The organism is Methylobacterium brachiatum (assembly GCF_900113845.1).
In the GTDB taxonomy this organism is placed as follows: domain Bacteria; phylum Pseudomonadota; class Alphaproteobacteria; order Rhizobiales; family Beijerinckiaceae; genus Methylobacterium; species Methylobacterium brachiatum.
Genome location: NZ_FOQW01000012.1, coordinates 72667 through 85965 on the forward strand (window position 1 = coordinate 72667; position 13299 = coordinate 85965).

Consider the following 13299-nt stretch of genomic DNA (forward strand, 5'->3'; position numbering starts at 1 on the left):
GATGCAGGCCGTCATTCTCGCTGGAGGCAAGGGCACGCGCCTCGCCGAACGGCTCCAGGGCCGGCCGAAGCCCCTTGTCGACGTCGCAGGTGTCCCCCTCCTGGAGCGCCAGATCGTTACCCTGCGGACTTACGGGGTCGATGACGTCGTCATCCTCGTCAACCACGCGGCCGACCAGATCGAAGCGTTCTGCAGGGAGCGGAAGAATTTCGGCCTCGCCCGGCTGACTCTGATCGACGACGGCGTACCTCGGGGCACCGCCGGCGCAGTGCTCGCCTGCCTCGATCGGCTCGCGGACCGGTTCCTCGTCGTCTACGGGGACACGCTCTTCAACATCGACATCGATCGGTTCCTGACTGCGCACGCGGAGGCGGGTGCCGACGCGACGCTGTTCCTTCACCCCAACGACCACCCCTCCGACTCGGATCTCGTCGCGGTGCAGGATGGCCGCGTCACCGCCTTCCTGCCCAAACCGCACCCACCCGGTGCGCTACGGCCGAACCTCGTTAACGCGGCGTTCTACGTCATCGAGAGGCGGCTTCTGGACGGCTGGCGGAGCTTCCCGACGCCGGCGGATTTCGGGCAAGATCTCTTTCCCGCCCTGCTGGAGCGGGGGGCGTTCCTCCAAGGCTTCAACAGCTTCGAATACATCAAGGACCTCGGGACGCCGAAGCGGCTCGACACGGTGTATGCCCATCTCAGGAGCGGCGTGGTGGCGCGCGCGAGCCTCCGCACGCCGCAGGCCTGCGTCTTCGTCGATCGAGACGGCACCCTCAACGCGTTGCGGGATTACGTGCGCCGGCCGGAGGATCTCGTCCTGCTGCCTGGGGCGGTGGAGGCTGTGCGGCGCTTCAACGAGGCCGAGCAACGGATCGCCGTGGTGACGAACCAACCCGTGATCGCGCGCGGGGAGTGCTCGCCGGAGGGCCTGCGCGCGATCCACGCCAAGCTCGACATGGCGCTGGGCGAAGCCGGCGCCTTCATCGACCGCCTCTATGTCTGCCCCCATCATCCGGATGCGGGATTTCCGGGTGAGGTTCGTGCCCTGAAGGTCGCCTGTGCGTGTCGCAAGCCGCAGCCTGGGCTGATCCTTCAGGCCGCCCGGGATCTGAATGCCGATCTCGCGCGCTCATGGATGATCGGCGACAGCACGAGCGATCTCGGCGCGGCCCGCAACGCCGGCGTCCGCTCGATCCTCGTGTTGACCGGTGAGGGCGGGCGCGACGGCAAGTACCGGGTCCGCCCGGACTTCACCGTGCCTGACATCGCCGCCGCGGCCACGTTTATCCTCGACATCCATCCGAGGCTCGTCGCGGAGACGGCTGCCCTCGTGGACGGGGCGCGACCGGGAGACATCATCTGCATCGGCGGTCCAGCCCGCTCGGGCAAGTCGACGGTGGCGGCGGTTCTGGCGCATGAGCTTCGCCGTGCCGGCCACGACGCCCGCGTACTGCCGCTCGATTCCTGGATCAGACCGGAGGCGGAACGGACGGAGGCCGTGCTCGGCCGTTTCGACGTCGCCGCGGCAACCGCCGCCCTGGAGCCCTGGCTCGAGGGCGGCGCGACCGAGATCGACCTGCCCTATTACGACAGGCGACGGCGCCTGCGCTGCCCCGGAGAGTCGGTCGGCCTGCGGGCGGACACGGTGGTGATTCTCGAAGGCGTCCCGGCCCTGATGCTCCCCCTCGAAACGGACCGTCGCGTGCTGACGATCCATCTCGGAACCGGAGAGGCCGGCCGCCAAGCCCGCGTGATCGCCGACCTGATGGACCGCGGGCTCGCCGACCGCGACGAAGCTGCCGCCGTCTATGCCGCGCGCCAGCGCGACGAGATCCCGCTTGTCGAGCGGGCGGGCCGCGGCGCCGGCCTGCGGCTCATCCTCGACCCCTGCTTCTCCTGACTCCGCGACCGCACCGTCATGATCATCAGCCGAACACCCCTGCGTATGAGTTTCGTCGGTGGCGGCAGCGACATGCCGGACTTCTACCGTCGACACGGGGGTGCGGTCCTGAGCACCGCGATCGACAAGTACGTGTACGTCAACATCAACCGCAAGTTCGACGGCGGCATCCGCCTCGCCTACTCGAAGACAGAGGAGGTCGAGTCGGTCGATGAGATCGAGCACCGGCTCGTGCGCGCGACCTTCGAGTGCCTCAACCTCACCGGCGGGGTCGAGATCACGACGATCGCCGACATCCCGTCGCGGGGAACCGGCCTCGGCTCCTCAAGCACTTTCACCGTCGGACTTCTGAACGCGGTCAGCGCCTATCTAGGCCGGCACATCTCTGCCGACGACCTGGGGCGCCTGAGCTCGGAGATCGAGATCGAGCGCTGCGGCGCGCCGATCGGCAAGCAGGACCAGTATGCGGCCGCCTATGGCGGCTTGAACCTCATCGAGTTTAAGGCCGACGACAGCGTGCTCGTGTCGCCAATCATCATGCCGGCGGCCCAGCGCCAAGCCCTCGAGCGGCGCATCATCGTATTCTACACCGGCATCACCCGCAGTGCATCGGGCATCCTCAAGGAGCAAGCGCAGGCCGTGGTGAGCGACCAGGCCAAGCGCGGGGCGCTGATCCGCATGGTCGAGCTCGCCTATCAGCTGCGGGACGAGTTGCAGCGCGGCAGCCTCGACGCCTTCGGGGAGATCCTGGACGACAACTGGAACCTGAAGAGGACGCTGAGCAGCGGTGTCAGCTCGGCGGAGATCGACGCGTGGTACGTGCTGGGGAAGCAGGCCGGCGCCCTGGGCGGGAAGATCCTGGGAGCAGGCGCCGGGGGCTTCCTGATGTTCTACGCGCCCGAGGATCGGCATCCCGCGATCGCCGAAGCTCTGAGCCACCTGCGGCAGGTCTGGTTCCGCTTCGAACAGCTAGGCAGTCGGATCATTTTCTACAATCCTAATACAAATAATCATGAATAATGCTGGTTTATAATTTGTAAATCTGACTTCCCTTTCATTTAATCGACTAAACTCCACTCGTATTTGGAGCGAAATATCACTGTTTATTCGATAACAATTTCTCGCACCCCAAATCGAATCGGTTGATTTGCGATCCATCAACCGTCTAATGTCCGTCAAGCTGCGTAGCAGGCAGGGATCAGCTGCAACCTCGCGCATGAAAATACACATGCTTGCGAGCACAGAGGAATCAATGCTTTGATGGGCGGCCGAGCGTGTTCGCTCTGAAGTTCAGAGAGGCGCTCCCGTGAACTCTTGCTTCCTAGTAAGATCTCAATGACGTACGCGAATGCTTGGCTAAGCCAGCCCCAGGTCACGGCCGTGGGTTCGTTCGCCTCCGATTACCTCGGACGACTGACCACGATCCTCGGGGCGCTGAACGCCCGGGAGCTCGATCAGGCGATCGAGGTCATCCGCGGTGTCTGGCAGGCAGGAGGGCAGATCATCACGCTCGGCAATGGCGGTAGCGCCATCACGGCGCTCCACTTCGCAACCGACTGGAGCAAGGGCGTGTTCGAGGCCACGCGGCGGCCTTTTCGCGGGCGGAGCCTGATCGACAACATGGGTATCGTGACGGCCTACGCGAACGATGTGTCCTATGCCGACGTGTTCGTCGAGCAACTCCGCAATATCGCCACCCCGCAGGATCTCGTGGTCGCCATCTCCGGCAGCGGCAATTCGGAGAACGTCGTTCGTGCCGTGCGCTACGCCAACGAGATTGGCTGCGAGACGCTCGGCTTGGTGGGATATTCCGGTGGCAAGGTGAAACCACTCGCCAAGCACGTCGTCTGGGCGCAAGTCAACGACATGCAGATCGCTGAAGATGTTCACGCCATCTTCGGACATATCGTCATGCAGGCTCTCTGCCGAACTGAGGGTTAGTCCTAGGAGCGATCATGTTTCTAAACACAGTAGGAAACTGATTTTATATCGCATGACGCCGTTTCGCGCCGAGCTGCCCGATGTGTAGATACATCGGTCGTTCCAGTTTCATATCGCGACGCCCAAGTTAAGGATAAATAGACCTTGAGTGAAATAAATCCCAAGAAGCTTGAGCTTGGCTGCGGAGTCAACCAAACGCCGGGATACTTGCACAACGATATAAACCCTTTCGATGGCGTTGATATCGTAGGAAATCCCTGGGAAATCGACCTTCCGGACCATTCCATGCAAGAGGTTATCGCGCTCGGCTTGATGGAACATCTGACTTACCAGCAGTTCAGCATGACGCTCGACAAGGTACGCAGGTTACTCGAGCCGGGGGGCATCTTCCTATTCGACGTCCCCGACATTCCAGCCTGGTGCCGATACGTCGTCGACCATTTTGAGGGAAAAGAAATCCCGTTTTCGATCGATCATGTTTTCTGCACTCTGTACGGCTGGCAGCGTTGGCCGGGCGATGAGCACAAGTCCGGATGGTATCGGGAAAAACTCGATCAAGCTCTGAACCAAGCTGGGTTTACGGAAATAAAATACGGCCTGCAGCCATTTCAAGAACGCAGCATCGCTCGGCGTCGCATGTCCCGCCCTCAAGATGCGCACCTTTATTGTCAGACGCGAGCATGAAGCTGGCCTGACGTTGAATGTTCTGTTCCTTCCAGGGCACGGTTGGACGAGAATCGGTTGAAGCTTGCCGTATAAGCCGGATTGGATGTGCCAGAGTTCGCCAAGGGGATGATTTTCCTATTTGCGAAGCGATTCCAGGCCTGCGTCGTCCGGGTTCCGCCAGAAGCTGCGATAAGTAAACCGGGTCGGCTTCCCGAGGGCGGCCGTATCTTCCATTTGGGGGGCCGTATCAGGGGATGGCGTTTGATGGATCGCGCGCATCGCCGTTCCTTGCGCGTGAAGGGGCATCAAACAATAGTCCCACCGCGCCCATCCGGGATATGAGGGTATGCCGCCTTCGCATGCGCCCATCGACGTGGGATCGATGCTAGGGTGTGAACCGAACCAAGCCATTGGGGGGTATTTGGTTTTATGATTCCGGGCCGCCGTTTGCAGCGTGGAGGCGGCGATGGCGGACCTGTTCTGGCTCTCGGATGAGCAGTGGGCGGTGATGGCCCCGTTCATGCCCAAGGATCAGCCCGGACCGGAGCGGAAGGACGACCGGCAGATCATCTCCGGCATCCTGCATGTGCTCACCTCGGGCTGCCGCTGGCGTGACTGCCCCGCCGCGTATGGGCCTCGCACGACCGTCTACAACCGCTTCAACCGCTGGTCCGGCGTGGCTTCTGGAAGGCGATGTTGGCGGCCCTGGCCAAGGCCGGCTGGTCGGGCGAGGCGGCCGCCATCGACAGCACCTACGTGCGCGCGCATCGCTCGGCGCACGGCGGGAAAGGGGGGCGCAGGCTCAGGCCATCGGGCCCCTCATCCTGAGCTTGTCGAAGGACGCGCGGCGGCCAGACGACCAAGGTCCATGCGCTCACCGATGTCCTCGGCCGGCCCGGCGTGCTCCTGCTGACGCCCGGCAACGCCAGCGATGTCACCGCCGCTCCGACCGTCCTGGCCGAGGCACCAGGCCGGAGCCGCCGCCTGAGCGCCGACAAAGGCTACGACGCTGATTGGCTGCGCGCTGACCTACGCAGAAGCGGCATCATGCCGATCATCCCGGGCAAGCGCGGCCGCAAGCGGAAGATTCGCCATGACAGGCCCTGCTATCGGGAGCGGTGGCGGATCGTCCTTCGACAGGCTCAGGATGAGGGCGACCTTCAACCGCCTCAAGGACTTCCGCCGCATCGCAACTCGATACGACAAGCTTGCCCGCAACTACGCCTCAGCCGTCGCGCTGGTTGCCGTCGTCGCCTTCTGGTGCTGATCGAGTCTAGACCCTAGGTCGCAGGCTTCGCGGCCAATGCTTCGTTGGCACCCGCGGATGAACAATCTCCACAGCCACCACAGAAAGCCGCGCCCGATCTCTCCGATCGGGCGCGGCTCCAACTCACGGATCTGACGCGCGCTCCCCCGTACCGATGTCCACGTCGGCGGAAAGCGCCCTGCGTGCGATCAGTACTTGCGGACCAGCGGGCCGGGGATCGGCTCCGGCATCAGCGGCGGCAGCGGCGCCGCGACCAGGCCGCCGAGGTAGTAGCGCAGTCCGATCTTCACGTCGTGGGCCTCGATGTCCTTCACCTTGATCGGGCGCAGGGCCTCGGTGCAGCACGGCACGAAGCCGGCGCCGGTCTCGGCCTTGCCGAGGTTCAGGTAGCGATAGGCCACCTCGATCTTCAGGGCGTCGCTCACGTCATAGGCGAGACCGGCATGCAGCGCCCAGGCGAAGCTGCCGCTGGTCTTGCTCTTGTAGAACTTGCTGCCGCTGTTGGTGTTGTACACCGGGTTGCCGTTGTTGTCGTAGACCGGCGCGTAATTGTAGTAGGGCTGGCCGCACTTACAGTCGTAAATCGGGTTGCCGTAATCGTAGGCGTAGGTCGGGCTGGTGAACTGCTGGTTGGTCGAGTAGCCCGAGATGTGGTTGAAGGCGTAGCCGACGCCGCCGCCGATGAACGGGGTGATCCCGTACCAGGTGCCGAGGTCGAAATACGCGTTGGCCAGCACCACCGCGGAATCGAAGTTGCTGGTCGACTTGTTGACCCCATAGGAGCCGAGGCCGTTGTCGAACTCGGGGCCCTTGTAATACTCGCTGCCGCGCAGGCCGGTGGAGTAGCGGTACTCACCGGTCACGTCGCCGCGCAGGAACGGGGTGAACTGGTAGCCGACGCCGACACCCGCGAAACCGCCGCCGCCGATCTCGTTGCCGAACGACCGGTTGGCATCCGCGTAGCCGGTGTAATCGTAGGCCTCGGTGTATCTCGGGCGGGTGTAGACGCTCGCGCCGACATCGCCGCGCAGGTACCAGCCGCCGCCGACCTCGATCGGGGGCGGAGGGGGCGGGGGCGGAGGCGGGGGCAGCAGGTCCGCAGCAGCGGCTAGGCAGGGCGCGCCGACGCTCGCCGCGAGCGTCAGGCTACGCACCAAAGCGTTCAGCTTGGAGCGGGCCATAAGGATTCCTTCACTGGACTCGTGTGCCGGAAGCTTGACATGCCGGCTCTGATGACGAGGCGAAGGATGGATCGAACGTCTTAAATCCGGCTTAACGTTAAATGTTAGCCTTGCCGGGCGCTTACAGCCTGGACAAGCCACAGCTCTGCATAGGATTCGCCAGTCTTGGTCGCAGCACCCGGCACGATCGCGACACCCTTCGCCCACGGGCCGGGCTGAGCCGGTGCTGCCCGAGGACGTGCGCGCCCTGGCGCTGATGCTGCCCGAGACGGTGGCGGGCGCCCATCGCGGCAACCCGGATTTCCGCGTCGGCGGTCGGGTGTTCGCGACCCTGTGGGTCGAGGAGGACCGGGTGGTGCTGCGCCTGGCGCCCGCCGACCAGGCCGAATTGTGCGAGGCCGAGCCGGACCTGTTCACGCCGCTCGACGGCGCCTGGGGCCGGCGCGGCTGGACCAATCTCGACCTCGACCCGTGCGAGGAGGAGACCCTGCGCGCCGCCCTGCTGGCGGCCTGGCGGTTCACCGCGCCGGCGATCCTGCGCGCCGCCTACGCGTGAGCGGTGAGCCCTCAGGGGCTCCGCCCCTGAACCCCGCCGAAGGGCCGCGGGCCCTTCGGGATCCCGGGCCTCAGGCCGCGACCTTGGTGACCGCCTCGACCACCTCGTCGACCACCTCGTTGACGAGGCCGCGGTCGTCGCCCTCGGCCATCACGCGGATCACCGGCTCGGTGCCGGAGGGGCGGATCACCAGGCGGCCGCCATTACCCAGGCGGGCGCGGGCCTGGGCGATCGCGCTGACCACGCTGTCCTGGCTGAGCGGCTCGCCGGCCCGGTAGCGGACGTTCTTGAGGATCTGCGGCAGCGGGTCGAAGCAGTGGCAGACCTCGCTCACCGGCCGGCCCTGGCGCTGCACCACGCTGAGCAGCTGCAGGGCCGCCACCAGGCCGTCGCCCGTGGTGGTGTAGTCCGACATGATGATGTGGCCGGATTGCTCGCCGCCGAGATTGTAGCCGTGCTCGCGCATGTGCTCGAGGACGTAGCGGTCGCCCACTGCGGTGCGGGCCAACGTCAGGCCGAGGCCGCCGAGGAAGCGCTCCAGGCCGAGATTGGACATGATCGTCGCCACCAGCCCCGGCTGGGTGAGCCGCTCGTCCTCCTGCCAGGAGCGCGCGACCACGGCCATCAGCTGGTCGCCGTCGACCACGTGGCCCTTCTCGTCGACGATCAGCACCCGGTCGGCGTCGCCGTCCAGCGCGATGCCGATATCGGCCCGGCGCTCGCGCACCTTGGCGACCAAAGCCGCCGGGGCAGTGGAGCCGACATCCCGGTTGATGTTGAACCCGTCCGGCTCGGTGCCGATGGCGATCACCTCGGCGCCGAGCTCCCACAGGGTTTCGGGGGCGACCCGGTAGGCGGCGCCGTTGGCGCAATCGACCACCACCCGCAGGCCGTCCAGCGTCACGTGCCGGGGCAGGGTGCGCTTGGCGAACTCGATGTAGCGGGCATGCACGCTCTCGATCCGCTTGGCCCGGCCGAGATCGGCGGAGCCCGCCAGCTTCGTGTGCAACTCGGCGTCGATCAGCTCCTCGATCTCATGCTCGATCGTGTCGTTGAGCTTGAACCCGTCCGGGCCGAACAGCTTGATGCCGTTATCCTCGAAGGCGTTGTGCGAGGCCGAGATCATCACCCCGATATCGGCCCGCATCGAGCGGGTCAGCATCGCCACCGCGGGGGTCGGCACCGGGCCGAGCAGCAGCACGTCCATGCCCACCGAGGTGAAGCCCGCCACCAGGGCGGTCTCGATCATGTAGCCGGACAGGCGGGTATCCTTGCCGATCACCACCCGGTGGCGGTGATCGCCGCGCTGGAACACCAGGCCCGCCGCCTGCCCGACCTTGAGGGCGAGTTCCGGGGTGATCACCCCGTTGGCCCGGCCCCGGATGCCGTCGGTTCCGAAATACTTGCGCGCCATCAGGATCTCCGGTGCCGGGCCTCTCGCCCGGCCAACGCGGCGACAGAGTAGCCCGACAGAACTTAGCAGATTGGATTGCCCCGGGTGCTCCCCGACAAAGACGGTCGAAATGCGGCGTGACCCCGGGCGGGGCGCTACAGCACCCGCGGGAGTGCCGCCGCCAGCAGCGTGATCCCGGAGATCGTCAGGAGGCCGAGCACCACCCGGCGGAAGGCCGTCTCGCTCAGGCCGACATAGACCCGGGTGCCCAGCAGGACCGGGATCAGCATGGCGGGCAGCACCACGGCCAGCATCGGCAGCGCCGTGCGGGTGACGAGGCCCGAGCCGAGATAGACGAGCATCGTGACGGCCAGCATCGTCAGGTTGAAGTTCTGGATGATCGTGCGCTGCACGTCGCGCTCGTAGCCGCGCAGCACGCACCACAGGGTCGGCAGCGTGCCGGTGAAGCCGCCGAGCCCGCCGAGCATGCCGCCGCTCATGCCGACGACGGCGTCCGCCAGCCGCCCGCCCGTGGTGATCCGCGGCAGGTCCTTGGCGAGCAGCATGGCCGGGCACCAGACCACCAGCAGGGTGCCAAGCACCACCTTGAACCAGTCGGCATTGAGGTGCGGCAGCAGGAACACGCCCAGCGGGATGCCGGCGAGCCCGCCCAGCACGAACGGGGCGAGGCGGGCCCGGTCGAAGCCCCGCCGGACCGTGACGGCGGCCACGACCTGGCCGGTGAGCGACCCGGCCACCGCCAGGACGGCGGCGAGCTGCGGATCGATCACCCAGGCCCAGAACGACAGGGCCACCAGCCCGAAGGCGAAGCCCGACAGCCCCTGCACGAAGCCGGCGACCGCGGCCCCGAGGGCGACGACGAGATACACGGACAACGCCATCGGGTGCGCGGCTCGAAGAGATTCCCGTCCCGGTCTTCCCGATTCGCCCGCCGGAGCCGAGCCTTCGGCCAAGCTTCCGGAGGATGTTCACGGACAGGCGGGGCGGATTGTCATGCGGGACGGCCCAGGGCGGTCAGTCTGGATCTGCCACGCGCCGTCGCTCCACGGCGATCCATGGTGGTCACACATCGATCGGCGCGGACCGCGACGTGCCCCCCCGTACGGGAGAGGGGACCCGCGCCATATCGGGCGCTGTGACGTCAGATCATCGCGCAACGGGCCCGGCGCGGAAAAACCCAACGAAAAAGGGCGCCTCGCGGCGCCCTTCTCATCATTCCATTCCGGCTCAGGCCTGCGGCTGAGGCTCCAGGCCGCCGTCGCTCTCCTTCGGCCGGCCGCGGCCGGCGGAGGGGACCGAGGAGCCCCGGGCCGGGGTCGGAGGCACGTCGCCGCCGTCGCGGATCGGGGGCTGGCCGCGCAGGAGGTTGCGGATCTCGTCGCCCGAGAGCGTCTCGTATTCGAGCAGCCCCTGGGCCAGGGCTTCCAGGTCGTCCTTGTGCTCGGCTAGGATGCGGCGGGCCTCCTCCAGGCCGGTCTCGACCAGGCGGCGGACCTCGGCGTCGATCTTCTGGGCGGTCGACTCGGAGACCGATTGCTGCCGGCCCATCGACATGCCGAGGAAGACCTCGTCGTTGTTCTCGCCGTAGGCCACGGTGCCGAGCTCGGGTGAGAAGCCCCAGCGGGTCACCATCATCTTGGCCAAGCGAGTCGCCTGCTCGATGTCCGACTGGGCACCCGAGGTCACCTTGTCCCGGCCGAAGGTCATCTCCTCGGCGATGCGGCCGCCCATCATGATCGCCAGCCGCGAGGTCATCTGCTCGAAGCTCATGGAGAGCTTGTCGCGCTCGGGCAGCTGCATGACCATGCCAAGCGCACGGCCGCGCGGGATGATGGTCGCCTTGTGGACCGGGTCGGTGGCCGGGACGTTCAGCGCCACGATGGCGTGGCCGCCCTCGTGATAGGCGGTGAGCCGCTTCTCGTCCTCGGTCATGACCAGGGTGCGCCGCTCGGCGCCCATCATGACCTTGTCCTTGGCGTCCTCGAACTCGTGCATCGTGACGATGCGCTTGCCGCGACGGGCCGCCAGCAGGGCCGACTCGTTGACGAGGTTCATCAGGTCGGCGCCCGAGAAGCCCGGGGTGCCGCGCGCGATGGTCTTGAGGTCGACATCGGGGGCCAGCGGCACCTTGCGGACATGGACCCGCAGGATGCGCTCGCGGCCGGTGACGTCCGGGTTCGGCACCATGATCTGGCGGTCGAACCGGCCGGGCCGCAGCAGCGCCGGGTCGAGCACGTCGGGGCGGTTGGTCGCCGCGATGATGATGACGCCCTCGTTGGCCTCGAACCCGTCCATCTCAACGAGGAGCTGGTTCAGGGTCTGCTCGCGCTCGTCATTGCCGCCGCCCAGGCCGGCGCCGCGATGGCGGCCGACCGCGTCGATCTCGTCGATGAAGATGATGCAGGGCGCGTTCTTCTTGGCCTGCTCGAACATGTCGCGCACGCGGCTGGCGCCGACGCCCACGAACATCTCGACGAAGTCGGAGCCCGAGATGGTGAAGAACGGCACGTTGGCCTCGCCCGCGACCGCCCGGGCGATCAGGGTCTTACCGGTGCCGGGCGGGCCGACGAGCAGCACGCCGCGCGGGATCCGGCCGCCAAGCCGCTGGAATTTCTGGGGGTCGCGCAGGAACTCGACGATCTCCTGCAGATCCTCCTTCGCTTCCTCCACGCCCGCGACGTCGTCGAAGCTGACGCGCCCGTGGGCTTCGTTCAGGAGCTTCGCCTTCGACTTGCCAAAACCCATGGCGCGGCCGGCGCCCGACTGCATCTGGCGGCTCAGGAAGATCCAGGCGCCGATGAAGACGAGGATCGGCAGCCAGCTCACGAGCAGCTGGATGAACCAGGGGGTGTTGTCCGACGGCGGGCGGGCCGTGATCGTCACGCCCTTGCCCTGGAGCTTGGAGACCAGGCTCGGGTCGTTGGGCGCGTAGCTGGTGAAGTTGCCGCCCCCGACATAGGTGCCGGACACGTCCTGCCCGGAGATCACCACCGACTGGATCTTGCCGGCATCGGCGTCGTTGAGGAGCTGGCTGTAGGCGATCTCGCTGCCGCCGCCCCGGTGACCCGGGTTCTGGAACAGGGTCACGAGGGCCAGCACCAGCAGGAAGATGACGACCCACAAGGCAAAGTTGCGAAAATTCGGGTTCATCGATCGATCCTTGGTGCGTGCGGCCCCCTAGACGGACACATCGCGCGGCTTTGCCGGTCCATCCGTGCACACCTCGCCAATGTAGGCGGGGGGGCCTTCGTTGCCAAGTAAGCCGGTCCCCCCTGCGGCGAGGGGAACATCTGTTCTTCAATCCGCCGCCCTGGAACGCCGGGGCGGCGCAAGGGTGAGGGTCACGATACCGGCGGCATCGGCGGCGACCAGGATCCCCGCCAGGGTCCGCCGGATCGGCTCCCGGCGGCGCAGGGCCGGAAGCAGCGCGTCGAGCACCAGGGATTCCAGGCGCTCCAGGCGGCGCGGCCCGGCGCCGGCCCGGGTCAGGGCGGTGTCGAGGCCGCGCAGGGCAAGGGCTTCCGGCAGGGCCGCCAGCGCGGCGCCGTCGAGGTGCAACGCCGCGGCGTCGGTATTCTTTGCCGGCAGAAGGGCCACCGCGAGGGCTTGCTCGGCCGCGACCCGAAGGGCGTCGTCGTCCCGGGCGGCCCGTTCGGCGAGGCGCGCGAGCCGCGCCGGGCTCAGGCCCTCGCGCTCCAGGGCGGCCCAGGTGGCGCGCAGGCGCGCCCGGGCGAAGCGCGGATCGGCATTGGCCGGGTCGCGGACATGCGGGATGCCCCGGGCCACGCACCAGGCCGTCAGGGTCGCCTTCGGCAAGGCCAGGAACGGCCGCCCGAGGGTGATGCCGGGGGCGAGGGGGCGCTCGGTCCGCATGCCGGCGAGCCCGGCCGGTCCGCTACCGGCGGCGAGCCGCATCAGCACGGTCTCGGCCTGGTCGTCCTGCGTGTGCCCGGTGAGCACGAGGCCGGCGCCGACCGCCTCGGCATGGGCGGCGAGCAGCCGGTAGCGGGCGGCCCGGGCCGCGTCCTGCAGGCCGGTGCCGGGCTTCGGGCCGGCCCAGGTCAGGACCGCATGCGGCAGGCCGAGCGCCCGGGCCGCCCGGCCGACGCCCTCGGCCTCCGGTCCGGAATCCGGGCGCAACCCGTGATCGACGGTGGCGACCTGCACGCAGGCGCCGAGCGCCGCGGCGGCGTGCATCAGCGCGCTCGAATCGGGCCCGCCCGAGACGGCGAGCAGCACGCCCCGGTCGGACCGGCCGAGCCAGGGCCCGAGGGCGCGGAGGACCGGATCGTCCGATGGACCAGTCATGGATTCAAAAGGTCCGCGACCTTTTGCGGGTGCAGGGCAGAGCCCTGCTGCCGGGCATGCCCTTCG

The 13299-nt window shown here is 67.2% G+C and carries 10 protein-coding genes and 1 pseudogene; 6 read left to right on the forward strand and 5 right to left on the reverse strand.

What is annotated here, in order from left to right; translation table 11 throughout:
• Position 1 precedes the first annotated feature (1 nt).
• From BMZ47_RS16940 to BMZ47_RS16955, 5 genes and pseudogenes are all read left to right on the forward strand, one after another.
• Positions 2-1900, forward strand: coding sequence for an HAD-IIIA family hydrolase (locus tag BMZ47_RS16940; protein WP_091863516.1), 1899 nt, complete (start codon positions 2-4; stop codon positions 1898-1900).
• Positions 1901-1918: 18 nt separating this feature from the next.
• Positions 1919-2920, forward strand: a complete 1002-nt coding sequence (locus BMZ47_RS16945; RefSeq protein WP_091863517.1) for a GHMP family kinase ATP-binding protein — start codon at positions 1919-1921, stop codon at positions 2918-2920.
• Between the two features lie 360 nt (positions 2921-3280).
• Entirely contained in the window at positions 3281-3841 is a 561-nt protein-coding gene (locus tag BMZ47_RS16950; protein WP_208601063.1) for a D-sedoheptulose-7-phosphate isomerase, read from the forward strand.
• A gap of 144 nt (positions 3842-3985) precedes the next feature.
• Positions 3986-4525, forward strand: a complete 540-nt coding sequence (locus tag BMZ47_RS28075) for a class I SAM-dependent methyltransferase (RefSeq protein ID WP_139221010.1) — start codon at positions 3986-3988, stop codon at positions 4523-4525.
• A 448-nt stretch (positions 4526-4973) separates the two neighbouring features.
• Positions 4974-5774: pseudogene (locus BMZ47_RS16955) on the forward strand (IS5 family transposase).
• A 188-nt stretch (positions 5775-5962) separates the two neighbouring features.
• Here the strand turns inward: BMZ47_RS16955 and BMZ47_RS16960 are convergent.
• Positions 5963-6955 (reverse strand): outer membrane protein, encoded by a 993-nt coding sequence (locus BMZ47_RS16960; protein ID WP_050734593.1) that lies wholly within the window; start codon positions 6953-6955, stop codon positions 5963-5965.
• Between the two features lie 223 nt (positions 6956-7178).
• Here BMZ47_RS16960 and BMZ47_RS16965 point away from each other — a divergent pair, with 223 nt between their 5' ends.
• Complete coding sequence (locus BMZ47_RS16965; protein ID WP_007565394.1) at positions 7179-7511, forward strand: MmcQ/YjbR family DNA-binding protein; 333 nt, start codon at positions 7179-7181, stop codon at positions 7509-7511.
• A gap of 70 nt (positions 7512-7581) precedes the next feature.
• Here the strand turns inward: BMZ47_RS16965 and glmM are convergent, their stop codons facing one another.
• The 4 genes from glmM to tilS form a co-directional block, all read right to left on the reverse strand.
• Positions 7582-8925 carry a phosphoglucosamine mutase gene (gene glmM / locus BMZ47_RS16970; protein WP_007565392.1) on the reverse strand — a complete coding sequence of 448 codons (1344 nt, stop codon included), beginning with the start codon at positions 8923-8925 and terminating at the stop codon, positions 7582-7584.
• 134 nt (positions 8926-9059) lie between these two features.
• Positions 9060-9806 (reverse strand): sulfite exporter TauE/SafE family protein, encoded by a 747-nt coding sequence (locus BMZ47_RS16975; protein ID WP_050734591.1) that lies wholly within the window; start codon positions 9804-9806, stop codon positions 9060-9062.
• A 346-nt stretch (positions 9807-10152) separates the two neighbouring features.
• On the reverse strand, positions 10153-12075 hold the full coding sequence (gene ftsH, locus BMZ47_RS16980; protein ID WP_007565388.1) for an ATP-dependent zinc metalloprotease FtsH: 1923 nt from the start codon (positions 12073-12075) through the stop codon (positions 10153-10155).
• Between the two features lie 147 nt (positions 12076-12222).
• Entirely contained in the window at positions 12223-13233 is a 1011-nt protein-coding gene (tilS, locus tag BMZ47_RS16985; protein ID WP_091863519.1) for a tRNA lysidine(34) synthetase TilS, read from the reverse strand.
• Between the last annotated feature and the right edge of the window lie 66 nt (positions 13234-13299).